Source organism: Acinetobacter sp. YH12200 (assembly GCF_013418175.1).
GTDB lineage: Bacteria > Pseudomonadota > Gammaproteobacteria > Pseudomonadales > Moraxellaceae > Acinetobacter > Acinetobacter pseudolwoffii.
This window is the reverse complement of sequence record NZ_VPCO01000001.1, coordinates 102,350-120,622: the sequence shown is the minus strand read 5'-3', so window position 1 is coordinate 120,622 and position 18,273 is coordinate 102,350. Positions and strand designations below refer to the sequence as shown.

At 45.7% G+C, this 18,273-nt stretch carries 17 protein-coding genes; 9 read left to right on the top strand and 8 right to left on the bottom strand.

Annotation, left to right across the window (positions count from 1 at the left end; genetic code table 11):
* The first annotated feature begins 4 nt into the window (after window positions 1–4).
* The 7 genes from FTU90_RS00565 (at window position 5) to FTU90_RS00535 (ending at window position 9,688) form a co-directional block, all read left to right on the top strand.
* A complete protein-coding gene (locus FTU90_RS00565) occupies window positions 5–2,047 on the top strand; it encodes a site-specific recombinase (protein ID WP_034608441.1) in 2,043 nt (680 codons plus the stop codon).
* A 159-nt stretch (window positions 2,048–2,206) separates the two neighbouring features.
* Complete coding sequence (locus FTU90_RS00560; protein ID WP_005097780.1) at window positions 2,207–2,809, top strand: phosphatase PAP2 family protein; 603 nt, start codon at window positions 2,207–2,209, stop codon at window positions 2,807–2,809.
* 35 nt (window positions 2,810–2,844) lie between these two features.
* The gene (locus FTU90_RS00555) at window positions 2,845–4,110 is read left to right on the top strand and encodes an efflux RND transporter periplasmic adaptor subunit (RefSeq protein ID WP_034608437.1); all 1,266 of its coding nucleotides are present in this window, start codon (window positions 2,845–2,847) and stop codon (window positions 4,108–4,110) included.
* A gap of 13 nt (window positions 4,111–4,123) precedes the next feature.
* Window positions 4,124–7,300 carry an efflux RND transporter permease subunit gene (locus FTU90_RS00550; RefSeq protein WP_180071799.1) on the top strand — a complete coding sequence of 1,059 codons (3,177 nt, stop codon included), beginning with the start codon at window positions 4,124–4,126 and terminating at the stop codon, window positions 7,298–7,300.
* The gene (adeK, locus tag FTU90_RS00545; RefSeq protein WP_180071798.1) at window positions 7,300–8,772 is read left to right on the top strand and encodes a multidrug efflux RND transporter AdeIJK outer membrane channel subunit AdeK; all 1,473 of its coding nucleotides are present in this window, start codon (window positions 7,300–7,302) and stop codon (window positions 8,770–8,772) included. Before FTU90_RS00550 ends, adeK begins: the two co-directional genes overlap by 1 nt.
* A 106-nt stretch (window positions 8,773–8,878) precedes the next feature.
* On the top strand, window positions 8,879–9,235 hold the full coding sequence (locus FTU90_RS00540) for a YbjQ family protein (RefSeq protein WP_005097785.1): 357 nt from the start codon (window positions 8,879–8,881) through the stop codon (window positions 9,233–9,235).
* 3 nt (window positions 9,236–9,238) lie between these two features.
* Window positions 9,239–9,688 carry a YbjQ family protein gene (locus FTU90_RS00535; protein WP_180071797.1) on the top strand — a complete coding sequence of 150 codons (450 nt, stop codon included), beginning with the start codon at window positions 9,239–9,241 and terminating at the stop codon, window positions 9,686–9,688.
* Between the two features lie 350 nt (window positions 9,689–10,038).
* On the opposite strand, the gene FTU90_RS00530 is transcribed toward FTU90_RS00535, so the two are convergent.
* Together FTU90_RS00530 and FTU90_RS00525 are read right to left on the bottom strand one after the other, a co-directional pair.
* A complete protein-coding gene (locus FTU90_RS00530; RefSeq protein ID WP_005097789.1) occupies window positions 10,039–10,536 on the bottom strand; it encodes a DUF2505 family protein in 498 nt (165 codons plus the stop codon).
* A gap of 147 nt (window positions 10,537–10,683) precedes the next feature.
* Window positions 10,684–10,959, bottom strand: coding sequence for a hypothetical protein (locus tag FTU90_RS00525; protein WP_005097790.1), 276 nt, complete (start codon window positions 10,957–10,959; stop codon window positions 10,684–10,686).
* Window positions 10,960–11,129: 170 nt separating this feature from the next.
* Here FTU90_RS00525 and FTU90_RS00520 point away from each other — a divergent pair, with 170 nt between their 5' ends.
* Complete coding sequence (locus FTU90_RS00520) at window positions 11,130–12,014, top strand: alpha/beta fold hydrolase (protein WP_005097791.1); 885 nt, start codon at window positions 11,130–11,132, stop codon at window positions 12,012–12,014.
* Window positions 12,015–12,067: 53 nt separating this feature from the next.
* On the opposite strand, the gene FTU90_RS00515 is transcribed toward FTU90_RS00520, so the two are convergent.
* Entirely contained in the window at window positions 12,068–12,553 is a 486-nt protein-coding gene (locus tag FTU90_RS00515) for a hypothetical protein (RefSeq protein WP_074383421.1), read from the bottom strand.
* Between the two features lie 390 nt (window positions 12,554–12,943).
* Here FTU90_RS00515 and FTU90_RS00510 point away from each other — a divergent pair, with 390 nt between their 5' ends.
* Window positions 12,944–13,399: a GNAT family N-acetyltransferase gene (locus FTU90_RS00510; protein WP_159138257.1), complete on the top strand. Its 456-nt coding sequence runs from the start codon at window positions 12,944–12,946 to the stop codon at window positions 13,397–13,399.
* On the opposite strand, the gene FTU90_RS00505 is transcribed toward FTU90_RS00510, so the two are convergent.
* The 5 genes from FTU90_RS00505 to FTU90_RS00485 form a co-directional block, all read right to left on the bottom strand.
* Window positions 13,396–15,198: a diguanylate cyclase gene (locus FTU90_RS00505; protein WP_100357896.1), complete on the bottom strand. Its 1,803-nt coding sequence runs from the start codon at window positions 15,196–15,198 to the stop codon at window positions 13,396–13,398. The genes FTU90_RS00510 and FTU90_RS00505 overlap by 4 nt on opposite strands.
* 229 nt (window positions 15,199–15,427) lie before the next feature.
* Window positions 15,428–15,766, bottom strand: a complete 339-nt coding sequence (locus FTU90_RS00500; protein ID WP_005097798.1) for an FKBP-type peptidyl-prolyl cis-trans isomerase — start codon at window positions 15,764–15,766, stop codon at window positions 15,428–15,430.
* An 84-nt stretch (window positions 15,767–15,850) separates the two neighbouring features.
* Window positions 15,851–16,474, bottom strand: coding sequence for an MgtC/SapB family protein (locus FTU90_RS00495; protein WP_005097799.1), 624 nt, complete (start codon window positions 16,472–16,474; stop codon window positions 15,851–15,853).
* Between the two features lie 85 nt (window positions 16,475–16,559).
* Window positions 16,560–17,090: a YaeQ family protein gene (locus tag FTU90_RS00490; RefSeq protein ID WP_005097801.1), complete on the bottom strand. Its 531-nt coding sequence runs from the start codon at window positions 17,088–17,090 to the stop codon at window positions 16,560–16,562.
* A gap of 101 nt (window positions 17,091–17,191) precedes the next feature.
* Entirely contained in the window at window positions 17,192–18,199 is a 1,008-nt protein-coding gene (locus tag FTU90_RS00485; protein WP_159138260.1) for a GTP-binding protein, read from the bottom strand.
* Between the last annotated feature and the right edge of the window lie 74 nt (window positions 18,200–18,273).

The following is an 18,273-nucleotide window of genomic DNA, read 5'->3' as shown; positions in this document are numbered from 1 at the left end:
GCCTATGCATATTAATTTTCTTGATCTTTTCCAAAACATGCAGCATCAGCTTGAGCAACCTCAGGCGGTGCTGGATGAAAATCTTCTCATTGAACTGATTGAAAGAATCAGACCGGAAGACAGCAGAAATACCGAAGAAATCGAAGCAAAGTTCAATGCATTTATCCAGGCTTTATTATTGACGCCGAATGCAGTTTCAGCATTACAGACATTTACCCTGCGGATCATTAACCGTTATAAACAGACCAGTCTGTTTTCCGATACCGGTATTTTGTCTCTGGATGGTTTCTGGAATCAGCTCAATCAGCGTATTGGCGCGCATATCCTGCCAGTTATTCCGGATCATCAGCAATTACAAGAATTATTTCGCAAGGTTTTTTATCAGCCGACCGATAAATACTGGCTCGACTATTTTGATGAAGATGACTGGCAACGCTTATTTTCAGTTCTCAATCAGGGTCACTCCAATCAGCCTGAAAAGACCCGCATTAAAGATCAACTGATCAAGGCACTGACCATTTTGTCGTATCGGATCAGTGGTATTGGTCTGCATCCTGAATTTATTAATGCACAGCCGGAACTGATGGAATATGAATCTCCTTTTCTGGTGCAGAACCGTGAGATTAACGAATTTATTCAGGAATACAAAAAACGCTATAACACGGTCACGCTGGTCGATTCGATCACCCCGCCAGATGCTTCGCAAGCGCTGGTCATGCTGGAACAGTGCCATGATGTCGTGGCAAAAATTCGCCGCTCTACCAAACGGATTGGGGTCAGTGTGAGTCTGACCTATATGCTGGCACTGCTGGAGCAGTGTCTGGAGCGGGTTGAAATCCTGCTCAACATGGTCATGGACGAGGATGACCTACGCTACCAGTCCATCGGCCTGTTTATTGCAGATATCACTGAAGCGATTTATAGCGAACGCAGTGTACGTGCCCTGCTGGCGACCAACAGTGAACTCCTGGCCTTGCAGGTGACTGAGAATGCCAGTAAAACTGGCGAACACTATGTCAGTACTGACAAAAAAGGCTTTCTGGCCATGTACAAATCGGCCGCCGGTGCAGGTGCAATCATCGCGACGATGGCCACCCTGAAAATCCTGATGACACGCCTGAGCATGGCGCCTCTCATGCAGGCCTTTAGCTATAGCATGAATTATTCGCTGGGTTTTATGCTGATTCATGTGCTGCATTTTACCGTGGCGACCAAACAGCCAGCGATGACAGCCGCTGCACTGGCGGCCACAGTCCAGCAACGCAAAGGCTCAAAAATGGCGCAAATTGCCGAGCTGGCCGCGCTGATTGTGAATATTATCCGTACCCAGTTTGTGGCAATTCTGGGCAATATTTCGATTGCCATTCCGGTGGCGGCATTGATTACCTTAATGTGGGACGTTGCTCTGCATGAACCCTTAATGAATCATGCCAAGGCAACCAAAACCTTACATGACCTGAACCCCTTTACCTCTTTGGCGATTCCGCATGCTGCGATTGCCGGGGTATGTCTGTTCCTGTCCGGGTTATTGGCCGGTTATTTTGACAACATGGCCGTCTACCGCAAAGTAGGCCCCCGCCTGAAAGCCCATATACGTTTATCGCAATTGATGGGACAGGAACGGCTGTACCGGTTTGCAGATTATATTGAACGTAATCTGGGAGCGCTGGCAGGTAATTTCATGTTTGGCATCATGCTCGGCAGTATGGGCACCATTGGTTTTATTCTGGGGTTGCCGCTCGATATCCGTCATATTGCCTTTGCCTCGGCCAACTTTATTCAGGGCCTGATCAATATTAATGGCCCGGATATTGGCTTGATTGTGGTGTCTTTCCTCGGTGTGTTGTTGATTGGCCTGACCAACTTATTTGTCAGTTTCAGTTTGACCATTATTGTGGCCTTACGTGCACGACGGGTACGTTTTGAACAGTGGAAACCGTTGGCAAAACTGGTCATGACTCACTTCCTGACCCGGCCAAGTGATTTCTTCTGGCCACCCAAGCAAAGCATTGAAATTGACGAAAATCATACATCGACAAAATCTTAAAACTGCGACAATTACAGTATATTTAGCAACAAATTCCTTACTAAAAAAATGGAATTCGCATAAAATACGCACACTTGAAAAAAAGTGTACTGACAAGTACACTTCTACTCCAGACAATTAACCGATCTGCGAACGGTTAAAGGGACAAGGATTTTTGGCATGCATTACTTGTTACTTTTTGTCGGTATTTTATTTTTAATTTTCAGTGTGTTCATCCTGAATATCCCTGCTTTAAGCAAGCTTGATTTGCACGCAGTGGAGTGGATGAGTCTGTATCGCACCGAGTTTTGGAATCGAATTACTCTGTCCTTATCAGTGATAGGTGGCATGCCATTTGTATTATTTTTATCCACACTATGGTGTATTGCCTTGCTGTGGTATAAAAAGCATACAAGCGTAATTTTTATATGTATCGGAATTATCGGAGGAATACTCCTAGCTTGGCTGTTAAAGTTTGCAATTGCCCGACCCCGACCACCAGAGTCCTTGCATCTGGTTGAAAGTTTTGGAAGTTCCTTTCCAAGTGCGCATAGTCTGTATGCGGCATGTCTGGCTTGTCTGGCAATTTACATGTATCGGCAACATTCTCGCTTTACCATCATCATGATCGGTGCAGGCTTATGGATGCTGATGATGGGGATTTCAAGAGTTTATCTAGGCGTACATTTTCCTTCAGATGTCATATCCGGCTGGAGTATCAGTTTTATTTGGATTTCGTTGTGGTATATGGTCTGGATCAGATATTGCGCGGCGCACAAATAAGAAAATTTAGATAAAGATCTAATAGAGGTGAAACAATGATGTCTGCAAAGCTTTGGGCACCTGCCCTGACTGCTTGCGCATTAGCAACAAGTCTTGCACTTGTTGGTTGTAGCAAAGATCCAAAAGAGGGCCAGCAAGCTGGTGCTCAACAACAGATGCCACCGACTGAAGTCGGTGTTCTTGTTGCACAACCACAAAGTGTAGAGCAGTCTGTAGAGCTCTCGGGTCGTACAACAGCATTTGAAATTTCAGAAGTACGTCCGCAAGCCAGTGGTGTGGTGCTTAAACGCTTGTTCACTGAAGGCAGTTATGTGCGTGAAGGTCAGGCTCTGTACGAAATCGATTCAAGCACCAACCGTGCGACCGTGGATAATGCTCGTGCAGCAATTGCCCGTGCTGAAGCCAATCTGGGTGTATTACGTGTGAAGGAAGGCCGTTACCGCCAGCTGGTTGGAACCAATGCCATTTCTAAACAAGAATATGATGACATCGTGGCACAGGTCAAACTGGCTGAAGCCGATCTGAATGCCAACCGTGCCACCTTGCGTAATGCCGAAATTAACTTGGGCTATTCGACTGTACGTGCACCGATCTCGGGCCAGACCAACCGTTCCTCTGTGACTGCGGGTGCATTAGTGACGGCGAATCAACCAGAGCCATTGGTTACCATTCAGCGTTTAGATCCAATTTATGTGGATATCAACCAGTCCAGTGCTGAGCTTTTACGTTTACGTCAGCAGCTCAACAAAGGCGATTTGAATAGCTCAAACAACACTAAAGTGAAGTTAAAGCTTGAAGATGGCAGCATCTACCCGATTGAAGGCCGTCTTGCATTTTCGGATGCCAGCGTAAATCCGGAAACAGGTACGGTGACTTTACGTGCGGTATTCCCGAACAAAAACCATTTACTCCTGCCAGGTATGTTTGCGACTGCGCAAATCGTACAGGGTGAAGTGCCCAATGCCTTCCTGATCCCACAAGCGGCGTTGACCCGTACTCCAACAGGTCAGGCAATGGCGATGCTGGTCGGTGCTGATGGTAAAGTAGCACCACGTCCAGTCACGACCACCGGCTCTCAAGGCAACAACTGGATTGTGACTGAAGGTCTGAATCCAGGTGATAAAGTGATTGTGGACGGGATTGCAAAAGTGAAACCTGAACAGCAAGTTGTAGCTAAACCTTATCAACCTCAAGCTGCTGCGCCACAAGGTGCTGCACCGCAACAGCCTGCAGCAAGCGAGAAAAAGGCAGATGATGCAAAGAAAGAACAACCTGAACAAAAACCTGCTGCAAATGCATAAGGAGTAATGGTTCATGGCTCAATTCTTTATTCATCGCCCGATTTTTGCATGGGTGATTGCATTGGTTATCATGCTGGCCGGTATTTTAACCATCAGCAAAATGCCAATTGCACAATATCCAACGATTGCTCCGCCAACCGTGACCATTTCTGCGACTTATCCAGGTGCATCTGCTGAAACTGTTGAAAATACAGTGACCCAGATCATCGAGCAGCAGATGAACGGTATGGATGGCTTACGTTATATCTCATCTAACAGTGCGGGTAACGGTTCTTCTTCTATTTCCTTGAACTTTGACCAGGGTGTTGATCCTGATATCGCACAGGTTCAGGTTCAGAACAAATTACAGTCTGCCACTGCACTTCTTCCCGAAGATGTACAGCGTCAGGGTGTGCGTGTCACCAAATCCGGTGCCAGCTTCCTTCAGGTATTGGCTTTCTATTCACCTGATGGCAGCCTGACCGCCAATGACATCAAAGACTATGTCAACTCGAATATTTCTGAACCTTTAAGCCGTGTGGCCGGGGTTGGTGAAGTTCAGGTCTTTGGTGGCTCTTATGCGATGCGCATCTGGCTAGATCCGGCCAAAATGGCTAGCCTGCAAGTAACACCGAGCGATATTGCGACTGCAATTCGCACCCAGAACGCACAGGTTGCGGTGGGTCAGCTTGGTGGTGCTCCTGCAGTTGAAGGTCAAGTGCTGAATGCGACCGTAACGGCTCAAAGCCTGTTACAAACTCCGGAACAGTTCAGCAATATCTTCCTGAAAAACACCACTTCGGGCGCGCAAGTTCGTCTGGGTGATGTGGCACGGGTGGAACTCGGTGCAGATAACTATCAGTTTGATTCGAAATTTAATGGCAAACCGGCTGGTGGTGTGGCAATTAAACTTGCCACAGGTGCTAACGCGCTTGATACAGCAAAAGCGGTTGAAGAACGCTTAGAACAGTTACGTCCGAACTATCCGCAAGGCATGGTCGATCAACTGGCCTTTGATACAACACCATTTATTGAACTGTCGATTAAGAGTGTGGTTAAGACTCTGATCGAAGCGATTATTCTGGTGTTCCTGGTCATGTTCTTGTTCTTGCAGAACTGGCGTGCCACGATTATTCCAACCATGGCTGTTCCAGTGGTGGTATTGGGCACCTTTGCGGTCATTAACGTTTTTGGCTTCTCGATCAACACCCTGACCATGTTTGCCATGGTACTGGCGATCGGTCTTCTGGTCGATGATGCGATTGTTGTAGTCGAGAACGTAGAACGGGTCATGGTGGAAGAGCATCTGGATCCTGTGTCTGCAACTGAAAAATCGATGAGACAGATTTCCGGCGCACTGATTGGTATTACCTCGGTGCTGTCTGCAGTATTCGTTCCAATGGCCTTCTTCGGTGGAACCACCGGCGTCATTTATCGTCAGTTCTCGATTACGCTGGTCACGGCAATGATCCTGTCACTGATTGTCGCCTTGACCTTTACCCCTGCCCTGTGTGCGACCCTGCTCAAACAGCATGATCCAAACAAGCCGGAAAGCAATGGTATCTTTGCGCGTTTCTTCCGCTGGTTTAACAGCAGCTTTGACAAGGTGTCTGTGAAATATCAGGGCGGCGTGAATCGCATGACCCACAGTAAGATTTTCTCAGGTATCGTGTATGCGGTGGTACTGGGTATTATTGTGCTGTTGTTCCAGAAACTGCCGTCTTCATTCTTGCCGGATGAAGACCAGGGTGTGGTCATGGCACTGGTTCAGTTACCACCAAATGCAACTCTGGAACGTACCGACAAGGTGGTCAATACCATGACCAACTATTTCCTGGAAAACGAGAAAGATCATGTCGAGTCAGTCTTTAGTGTGGCGGGTTTCTCCTTTACCGGTGTGGGTCAAAACGCAGGTCTGGCCTTTATTAAACTGAGAGACTGGTCAGAACGTACTAGTCCGGAATCTCAAGTCGGTGCCATTATCCAGCGTGGTATGGCGCTAAACATGATTGTTAAAGATGCGTCTTACATCATGCCACTGCAATTACCTGCAATGCCTGAACTGGGTGTGTCGGCTGGCTTTAACTTACAGCTTAAGGCGGCAGGTGGTCAAAGTCATGACCAGCTTCTGGCAGCACGTAATGCGGTTCTGGGCCTGGCAGCACAAGACTCGCGTCTGGCAGGTGTGCGTCCAAATGGTCAGGAAGATAATCCACAGTACCGTGTCATTGTTGATCATGCACAAGCCGGTGCACTGGGTGTCAGCGTTGCCGAAATTAACAGTACTATGGGTATTGCTTGGGGCGGTTCGTACATCAATGACTTCATTGATCGCGGTCGGGTCAAGAAGGTATATGTTCAGGGTGAAGCTGGCTCACGTATGATGCCGGAAGATCTGGACCAGTGGTATGTGCGTAATAATCGCGGTGAAATGGTGCCTTTCTCGGCCTTTGCCACAGGCGAATGGACCTATGGTTCACCACGTCTTGAACGTTATAACGGCGTATCGTCGATGAACATTCAAGGTACACCGGCTCCGGGAATCAGTTCGGGTGATGCCATGGTGGCCATGGAAGAAATTGCGGCGAAGTTACCAGAAATGGGCTTAACCGGCTTTGACTTCGAATGGACCGGTCTGTCTTTGGAAGAACGTGAATCTGGTGCACAGGCGCCGTTCCTGTATGCCCTGTCACTCCTGATCGTATTCCTGTGTCTGGCAGCCCTGTATGAAAGCTGGTCGATTCCGTTCTCGGTTCTGCTGGTGGTGCCATTGGGTATCGTCGGTGCATTGCTCATGACTTATGGCGGGATGGTGCTGCTGCAAAACCCGAACCTGTCGAATAACATTTACTTCCAGGTGGCGATCATTGCCGTGATTGGTCTTTCTGCGAAAAATGCGATCTTGATCGTGGAATTTGCGAAAGAGCTACAAGAGCAAGGTGAAGATTTATTCGAAGCAACCTTGCATGCGGCGAAAATGCGTTTACGTCCAATTATCATGACCACTTTGGCCTTTGGTTTTGGTGTATTGCCGCTTGCCCTGGCTTCAGGTGCAGGTGCAGGTAGTCAGCACTCAGTCGGTTATGGTGTACTTGGTGGCGTGATCAGCTCGACCTTGTTAGGTATCTTCTTTATCCCGGTATTCTACGTGTGGATTCGAAGTATCTTTAAATACAAACCAAAACAACAAAATCAGGAGTATAAGTCGTAATGCAAAATGTATGGTCTATTACAGGTCGTAGCATTGCGGTATCTGCCCTTGCGCTTGCTTTGACAGCCTGTCAAAGCATGCGTGGTCCAGAGCCGGTTGCACAGGCAAATATCCCGAGCAGCTATACCAATGCGTCTGGTACTTCTGTAGCAGAACAAGGTTATAAAAACTTTTTTGCCGATCAGCGCCTGTTACAGGTGCTCGATCTGGCATTAAACAATAACCGTGATTTACGTATTGCTGCATTAAACATTCAGCGTGCGCAGCAACAGTATCAAATTACTGAAAACAATCAGTTACCGACCATTGGTGCCAGTGGCAGCGTGTTACGTCAAGACACGGGCAGCAGCAATCCTCAAAGCCGCGGTGCTGTAACCACCTATAATGTAGGTCTGGGTGTAACCGCATTTGAACTGGACTTTTGGGGGCGTGTACGTAGCTTAAGTGACAATGCACTGGATAACTTCCTGGCGACTCAGAGTGCGCGAGATGCGACGCAAATTGCGCTGATTGGTCAGGTGTCTCAAGCCTGGCTCAGCTATTCATTTGCCAATGCCAATCTGGCTTTGGCTGAACAAACGCTAAAAGCACAGCTTGAATCGTTTAACCTGAACAAGAAACGTTTTGATGTCGGGATCGACAGCGAACTTCCTGTGCGTCAGGCCCAGATTTCCGTCGAAACGGCACGCAATGATGTCGCGAATTACCGCACTCAGGTGGCACAGGCACAAAACCTGTTAAACCTGCTGGTCGGTCAGCAAGTGCCTGCGACTTTATTGCCGGCACAACGCGTAACCAGCATCACGTCCAATACGGCACTGGGTGCAGGCTTGCCAAGTGATTTGCTGATTAACCGTCCAGATGTACGCGCTGCCGAGTATCGTCTGTCTGCAGCGGGTGCCAATATCGCGGCAGCACGCGCACGCCTGTTCCCGACCATCAGTTTGACCGGTTCAGCAGGTTATGCATCGACCGATTTAGGCGATCTGTTTAAATCAGGCAGTTTTGGCTGGTCCTTTGGCCCAAGTCTGGATATTCCAATTTTCGATTGGGGTACCCGTCAGGCCAATATCCAGATTTCTGAAACCGATCAGCAAATTGCATTATCAGATTACGAAAAGTCGATTCAAGCCGCTTTTCGTGAAGTAAATGATGCGCTAGCAGTTCGCCAAAACATTGGTGATCGAATTGCTGCACAGCGCCGTCTGGTAGAAGCCACCAATACCACATATCGCTTGTCGCAGGCACGTTTTCGCGCCGGGATTGACAGCTATCTGACGGTACTGGATGCACAGCGCGCCTCTTATGCCGCAGAACAAGGCTTGCTCTTGCTTGAACAGGCCAACTTGAACAATCAGGTTGAAGTCTACAAGACCCTCGGTGGAGGCTTAAAAGTCAATACCACGGATACCCTGCCGAATCAGCCGTCCGTGACTGAACAACGCCGCGCAGCAGCACAGCAGGCGAAATAGATTTAAAATAGAAAAAGAAAAGCTCACTTCGGTGGGCTTTTTTATTGCATTTTCAAAGCAGTTTTCCTATTGTCATAGACCAGCAATTTATTTAGAAAACATACGCATGTTACTTAGCAATCTGGAATCTGTACCGGGACACACTATTCGCCAACAAATTGATGTGGTTTATGGCAGTACGGTACGCAGCAAACATGTCGGGCGTGATTTACTCGCTGGCCTGAAAAATATTGTCGGGGGTGAGCTTACTGCTTATACCGAGCTGCTGGAAGAATCCCGTCAGGAAGCGATGAACCGGATGGTTGAAAAAGCCCGTAGCATGGGTGCCAATGCGATTGTCGGTATTCGTTTCTCGACCTCCAATATTGCCCAAGGCGCCTCTGAACTGTTTGTCTATGGAACGGCGGTCATTGTTGATCCAGTCATGCCAAAATTACCCGACCCTTTTCCACAGGCAGAATAATTCATGGACGGTTTAATTTTTCAGATCGTCATTTTTGTCATTCTGTTTAGCGTCGGTTTTGGCTTTGGTCGTTATAATGAACGCAAACATTTTCGTTATCTAGACGAACAGGAGCAACGACTGGCTTATATCCAGGTCAACAACAGCCGCTTTATCGTATCTGAACATTCCGGACAGATGATCAGCAGTAATGTGGTTATTTCCCATGATTATTTTAAATACGCAATTGCCAATGTGCAGAACATGTTGGGAGGTCGTTTGACCAGCTATGAAAGCGTGGTAGAGCGGGCACGGCGTGAGGCGATTGTACGTTTAAAACTTGAAGCTGAAAAAATCGGAGCCACCCAGATTATGGGGATTCGGCTGAGCACTACGGAACTGGGCATGCAAGGCGGTATGGTCGAAGTCTTTGCTTATGGCACTGCAATTCAGCAATCTGTTTCACTAATCTAAAAATAGCTATATAAACAATAGCATGCAGATGGTTAGTTCATGTTGCGCAGTACGCGCAGATAATTACTGAATGTGGATCAACTCGCTTATCGACTGGGGATGCAATATCATAGAAGAAGTGATTAAGCTCAAAGTTAGCGGCATAAATACAAATAATATGATGCCGTTTCTTCAGTCGATCAAACGGCACTCAATCCCATCTGTATTGCCTTATTATTTTTCTACGTCTTAAGCCGCATTGCTTAGAGAACGGCAGCAAGCTAAATGGCTATACATTGCCGAATTGACCGCCACCACCCAGCTTAAAAGTGCCCTTTTTAAATATTGGTGAACGAGATGGGGGCACTGATTCAGGCTGTTAGGCTCTTGCGTAATTCATCTTCAACGATACTGAGTTCAATTTCACTAAATTTACGAATCTCGCCTTCTGCATGCTTTTCCAGCATACCGCCGAGCAATGGCACTTTAACTTTTACTGTCCAGTTAAGCTGAAACTGGATCTGGTCTTCATCTCCAGTGACTGCACGCTGACAGGTCGCCTCGATCGGTAAATTTGCCCCGAGTTGTACCGTCGATGTCATTTGATTCAGATCGCTGATATCGGTACGCTGCAAACGGAATGCATCCTTGAGTAATTTTTTTGCCATATCCGGGATGTTGACATCCAGATTATAGGCACGTTTCAAGGTATACATATGCCCCTGCTTTTCCGAGACCAGAATTTCTAAATTTTGCGCAGGAATTCGATGACAGACTGCCTCATGCAAACGAATATCATTGGCCAGACGTTTAAATTCATCAATAGACACGCCATTGATAATTGCTTTCACAGTGAACTGATGTGCCATGCTATTTTTCCTTATTTTTATTGCATTATTCGCTTAGGTCACTCCGGACTATCGCAAATAAAACCAAACACAGAGATGATTCTGCAATTTATATCAACTTTATAGCATCTGTCATTATTCTTTTATCGGGAAATAGCGGCAATTCGGTCAATCTGTGCAAGATAGTTTTGCAGACAACTGTGTCTGGCCACAACTGATCTGTAGCTGCGCTGTGGCATAGTCAATCACGACATGAAATTCATCGGCGCCATCGTCTAAACCGGACACATACCATGTGGTTCCGTTTGGAAAATCCTGCAACCAGTCTGCTTTATAAAAGTCTGAAACCGAATCAAACTGCACATACAGTTCAGGCTGCGCTTCGATCTTCATTGCCAGAGCCATAAACTTCTGTAATTGCGCCTGCTGAAAATCAATAATCATACTATTTCCCCCTGTTTAGACATGATGATAGCGCAGCGATCTTCATATATGTTTAAAGGGTTCTTCTCGCTATACGACTGCCGAGTTTTGACATCTGGCCCATTATTGGATTAAACATAAGCTAGCGCACAAAAAACAAGATCTCATCCAATATAACGAAGGATATACTCATGGTGCAGGGAAAAATGCAGGTAGAAAGTGTCCAGTTTCTGGCAGAAGATGGTTATAGCTTAAGTGGCAAACTCTACCGGACACCGTCTGTGGCGAAGGCCAATATTGTCGTTGCCTGTGCGACGGGAGTACCGCAAGCGTTTTATCGCCGTTTTGCAGAATATGCAACTCATGCCGGTTTTCAGGTGCTGACCTTCGATTATCGAGGGGTGGCCGCTTCCGCACCGAAACAGCTCAAAGGCTTTAAAATGTCTTATCTGGACTGGGGAGAATATGACCTGAGTGCGGCAATTGAATATTTGGGCCGGACAGGACTGGATATTTATATGATTGGCCATTCCTATGGAGGTCAGGCATTAGGTCTGTGTAAACATCATGACCGCATCGAAGCGATGTACTGTTATGGCACAGGCGCCGGCTGGCATGGTTATATGCCACTCAAGGAAAAAATCAAGGTTCAGATGATCTGGAATATTGTTTTCCCTCCACTTGTAGCAATCACCGACTATTTGCCATGGAGCAAATTTAACATGGGTGCAGACTTGCCACGTGATGTCTATGATCAGTGGCGTAAGTGGTGCAAATATCCGACCTATTTCTTTGCCGATCCGGATTTGAAAGACTTACACCTACGTTATGCTGCGGTAAGTACTCCGATTTATGCGGTTGCTGCTCTCGATGATGCTTGGGCCCTGCCTAATTCCAGACATGCTTTTATGCAATATTACCGTCAGGCAAACGTGCATTATATTGATCTTAAAGCTGAAGATTATGGTTTAAAGGACATTGGTCATATGGGCTATTTCCGTCAGGGGGCAGAAAAAATCTGGCAAGATGCCTTAAATACCTTTTCCGAATTACATCGGCTTAAATATGCAGCCTGATGTTTAATGCCTATCGTTTCCTGCAAAACTTACAAGCTTCCTGAGCAGAGAGATCAAGCACAATCTGACCGTAAAAGATCGGTACGAATTTCCTGACGATGCTCTTGGCCAAAACGGTCGACATGCGTATAAAACACGCCATAGCGGCCGACATAATATTCCAGTGACTGATGGTAAAAATTCCAGAAAATCGACCACTCCCCTAAATCCATCTGACGAATTTGTGTACTGCTTTGCATGGGCATTTTTTGCAAGATTTCCTGCTGTAACTGCTCTGCCTGTGCCCTGTCCTGAATAGCTACATGACGCTGAAAAAACAGCTGAGCAACATCATCAAACAGTTCCAGTTCATAAGCATCAACCAGATGCACCTGTTCCTCATGCGTAGTCATGACATGTTCTGAAATACTGGCAATTTGTTCAGGTTTTTCTGCACGCTGCGCAGAGAGATAAGACTGGGTTTTATAAATTTTCCGCCCCACGATCCAGGCGGCATTGAACAGTAAAAAAATACACAGCAAGAGCAACAATTTAAACATAGTAGATCATCTCGTGTGGCTGATTTTATTTTTATTACCGAGCACTTCATATTCATTTGAATAATGGCCTAACACCTAGCATACGTCTATTTTTTAGACAGTGCAAACTCCTGCACTATTTCGATGATGGCATCCTTGACTCGATTTTATGGGGATTTAAAGTAAGCACGGCGATTCTAGCAAAGCTTGCTGTAAATTTGAGCACCCGCTCCTGAGAAGCGTTGATTTTAGAAAATCAGATAAACAAAACCGACAGATCAGCAACATAAGTTATCTTCACCTACTGGTTTTAAGAAAATCCTCTCAAAAAACTACAAGATTGTTATTTTGTTTCAACCTGCATTTCTCTTCCAATGAAGCCTTCCTGTAAATGTTCGAGAATTCGAGAAAATGAATAACATGGTGATTCGTGAAGGGAAGATTCAGGATATACCTCAAATTATTCAGGTGATTCATGACAGTATTCAATCTTGTGTTTTAGATCATCAACGTGAGGACAGTCGCATCCAAAGCTGGCTGGAAAAATTTGATCACGCCAGCCTGATTGTCGATATGCTTTATAACGATTGTTGGGTTTGCCTTGTGCACGACAAAGTAGTCGGGTTTTTATTGGTCAGTGATACTGGAGAAATCCGGATGCATTATGTCGCCCCACATTGCCAGAGGCTTGGATTTGGCACCAAATTATTTAATCAAATGCATGCAGCATTAGTAGAGAAAAAAATCTATCAGATTGCAGTCAAGTCGACTCAAACAGCCCTCAGCTATTATCAGCGATGTGGATTTGATTCCAGCCCTGCACATTCACAAGATGATGGATCATATCTGTATAAATACGTTTTTTAATCCGCGCCCTGCTCAAAGTTTAATTGATCACGCCCGGTGTGTTTGGCCAGATACAGCTGCACATCTGCAGCTTTCATCAAGGCATGAATATCGGCATATTGATGTTGTGGGCTTATCCAAGCCGCGCCCACACTGACCGTGATCCAGGCTTTGCCATCCGGCCGGTTTAGATGTTCAAATTGTTGTTCCCGAACCTGCTGAATGACACGTTCCAGATATTGCAGGGCAACCGGAATCGGTATATCACCAAGCAGAATGGCAAATTCCTCCCCGCCATAACGCGCCAGATAACCCGATTGAGGCAAGCTGGCCTGAATCACCTTAACCAGGTTTTGTAGAATCTCATCACCCTTTAAATGGCCATAATGATCATTATAATTTTTAAAATAATCAACATCCAGCATGGCAAAAAGCAGTGTGGCATGTGAATGTTGCTGGCTTTGCAAAAACTTCTGCTGGATTTCACTATTTAAAGCACGCCGGTTAAAAGCACCGGTCAGCGCATCAATCTTCATCTGATGTTCCAGTTTGGCATTCAGTTGATGCAGTTGCTGGGTACGCTCTTTGACTTTTTGATCAAGCGAACTGTTGAGCTCGATGAGGTTAAAATTTAGCTGTTCTGTCTGATAAGTTTGATGCGCATAGTGTCTAGACTGCTGAAACATAATCAACAAGGCATATAAACTGGTGGAAATGAAAGACAAATGTGTGGTTTGAATGACATTAATCAGCAAGAGATAGTCATTTAAAAATGTCAGACACAAGAAAATAATGGCAAACAGATTCAGGCGTGAATACGGTTGCTTATCACGTAGGGTCTGATAAAACCCGTACATAAAATTCCCAATAATCACCAGACCATAAATCGCACTATAGAGCGCAAGACGTTCAAATAACTCGGGGGTAGAAAATAGCGTCACACTGATATTCAAAATCAATAAGACGATCGCAATATAATAAATCAGCGGTTTTAAATAGCGCTGATTAAACAGATGCATATAACTGAGGAAAAATAATACCGCCAGAAACGTAAACAGATACTCTAAACGTGTTCCCCATAACCAGTCGATATTGGTAAATACCGAATAAGCATAGGGCGCTGAAAACATATTATGCAGGGCCAGAAAGATAATAAAACAGCCAAACACAAAAATGCTTTTGCTATTACGCTCTTTCGATCCTCGAAATATTGAAAACAGGATATTGAAAACACCCACCCCGAGTACTGCGCCACAGGTCATGGCAATACTCATCATCAACTGCTGGAATTGACGATTGACTGTACCTGCGACCCCAATCTGCATTGGGCGTTCCAGCCCTCCATGCAAATGAGTGTAATTCGAGGCCTGAATGCTTAAGGTAATGTATTCACTGTCTGCAACGAAATAGCCAATCCGGGGGGCTTTTTCAGTGATCTGCTGTTCAGGTGTTTTACTGATTTGCCCAAGCCGGACAATAAACTCGCCATTTACATAGACCCGATAAGCGCCATATTGAGCAGGAATCCGAATGGCAATCCGGCGTCCGATAAATTCTTTAGGAATTTTATAATGGCTAATAAATGTGCCATAACCAATATTTGAGTTGGTCAGTATTTTAAAAGAAGCCGGCAATTCCACTGTTTTTGATAACAGTACGGAACTTGGCTGGACAATAAACTGGCTCGGATAAAATAACCATTTCCCCTGCAAAGGGCTGCTGCTGTGTTCGCTAAAATGAATTTCAGAGATATGATCACGGAACTGCTGCTGCACCCCGGGGGATGTGGCAGCGATCTGGGCAGATACTGAAGTGCTCATCAAGATGCCCCAGCTTATGGCCCAAACCCACATTACAAAATAGACATTCCTTATCACGTTTTGCAAAGACAGTAGTTTCCTGAAAAAGAGCTTTATTCTTCTTATAATCTACTTGGAATATCAGGGAGTTCAAATATTTTTTTGTAGTTTATCGGAAGAAGCCCCCAATACTGAGACTTCTCCCGATCAGCATTCACTCATGATACTGAATGAATCTTATTTCAATGAATTAATCACGTGTTTTTACATCAAACAGTTCAATTTCAAAAATCAGGTCTGAATTGGCTGGAATCACTTTGCCCATTTTACGTTCGCCATAGGCCAAATGTGCCGGCACCAGCAGTTTACGTTTACCGCCCACTTTCATGCCCAAAATGCCCTGATCCCAACCTTTGATCACACGGCCTGTTCCGATCACGGTTTCAAAATAATTACCGCGATCAATCGATGAATCAAACTTGGTTCCATCTTCTAGCCAGCCGGTATAGTGTGTGGTAATCAGCGCGCCTTTTACCGCCTCTTTCCCTTCGCCTACTTTTAAATCAATAATTTCAAGTTCGTTAATCATACTTATTTACCTGAGATTGGCATAAATTCAAAAACCAGTATAAACCGGATTGATTGATTTTTTTAGGCTTTAGTCCTTGATGGATTAAAAGCTGAGTTCCTGAATATTCTGATCATTGAGTAAATGCAGGGTGAGTTTTTGATGGTTTTTGGCCGATCCCATCAGCACCCATCTTCCGCTAATCTGCTGCTCAACCTTGCGCTGTGAAGAATGCATGACTTTTAGCTTATATTGTTTGAAAAGCGATTCATAATGGTTGAGCTCATGTTTCTCAAAAGGACAGACAATTTCGTAATTACGTTCCTGATTCAGCGACTCGATCCCGCGCTGTACATACATCAGTAGAACCAGTACCACCATGACCATTAAAGTGGCCCAGATACTCAGGATTTCATAACCCGCACCGGCTGCCATGCCCAGTGCTGCGGTCATCCAGATGGTGGTGGCCGTGGTAATTCCTGAAATACGGTTCTCATCTTTGAGAATGACCCCTGCCCCTAAAAAGCCTAGCCCCGTCAGGACATTGGCCGCCAGCCGGTCAGGATTTTCCACACCTATTTTCAGGGAAATGATAGTAAACAGACAGGAGCTGAGACTGACCATGATCATGGTACGCAGTCCGGCAGATTTACTATGATATTCACGTTCTGCACCAATAATGGCCCCGATCGCGACGGCCAGCAGTAAATCATAAAGTTCATGGTACATGACATAACCCTGAGTATTTTTATCCCTCAGGTATACGCAATTTAAGCGACAGGATACAAGTCCAGACGTGCATCCTTATGCGTCCTTATTGTAACTGTTCCCACTCGACCAGCACCTGCCCCTGATCGCCAATCAGAGTCCATTCACCATCCATCACATTGAGCTGTAACTGCATGGTGCGTGCACATAATTGTGGCAATGCATCGGTGGTTGTAGTCGATAATTTCCACACCTCCACATTCTTTAACGTCTTTAATTTGCTGCTGCGCTTATACCATTCATCTACCGCAGAACCATAGGTCACCACAGCCACTTGCTTACAACGCGCACTGGCTTTTTTGACTTTATCTTCATCCGGGCTACCGACTTCAATCCATTTCACCAATTGACCAGTGAGGTCTTTTTCCCACAAGGCCGGCTCATCGGTTTCAAACAGATCCTTGGTAAATTCCAGCGTTTCATCGGCATAACGCGCATACGCCAGAATACGCACCATCAGGCGTTCAATGGTTTCTGAAGGATGCAGCGCCATCGTCAACTGATAATCTGCATAACGGTGCGTATCCATATCTGCAATATTCAAATCAACCTTATAAATCGTCGCTTTTAACGCCATAACACAATCCTCAAATTTGGCGCCTAGCATATAAGATTTAGCAGTATTTTGCTGAACAGATTTAGGTCAATAGCTCATTCAGCGCCTTAGCAACAGTACTATTATTTTTCCGGATCAATACGGCATTGCATCAACGCGCTTTCAAACTCCAGCCAATCCCGTGACTGTTGATAAATCACTTCGATCCGGTTATCAATACCTGCCTCGACCGACTGATAATTAAACTGCTCCGGATTGAAATTAAAGCTTTTCCAGCCCTGATCGGTATTAAAAATTCCTTTGATTCTGAGCCAGTCTTTTTGTTCACACAGCAAGTCGAGCAAATCATAAAAATGAAATTGCCAGCGTTTCGGCAACTTCCAGCCCGCAACCTGATAGCCCTGCGCGCTTTCCACATAATGATAAGGCAGTTGCTGAATCAGCACGGGTACCTCTGGGGAAGGATTGATCTGTTGCTGTTTTAATAAAGGCTGGAGCTGACGTACAGAACCTTGATAATCCTGTTTAATCTGCTCAATGCTCAGCTGTCCCTGCTCTGTGCACAACCACTGCTGGGCATAGACTTGATATTCCGCCTGAAGCTGCATAAGCGCAGCATGATCTTCGGCTGTCATTAAATCTGTATGGGAAATCACCACAATATGCGCAGCCTTAAGCTGGTCTGCATACAGGTTTTGCTGAGTCCAGTCCCGGTCATGCAAACGTGAACCATCGACCACCGTGACCAAGGCCTGCATGTTTAAATGGCTATGCCAATGCGGTTCGGTCAACTGTTCCAGGAGTTGCCCGGGATGCCCCAATCCGGTCGGCTCGATAAACAGCCGATCCGGTTTCACTTCGGACAGTAAACGTGACAAGGCAATCTGCATCGGCAACTGACTACTACAACATAGGCAGCCACCCAGTAATTCCTTTACCGCATAGCCTGAATCTTGTGGTAATAACTGCTGATCCACCCCGATCTGACCGAACTCATTCATCAGTACGGCCCAGATTTCCTGTTCAGGTTTCTGCTGTAATAAATGTTTAAGCAGTGTGGTTTTACCCGCCCCCAAAAATCCAGAAATGATATGGACAGGAATCGGCTGTGCTGCGGACAGAATTTTCAAAATTGGTTCTCAAGAAATTAAATAGACAAGATCATGCCCTGTATTATAGGACACAGCATGGTTGTAGAGACATT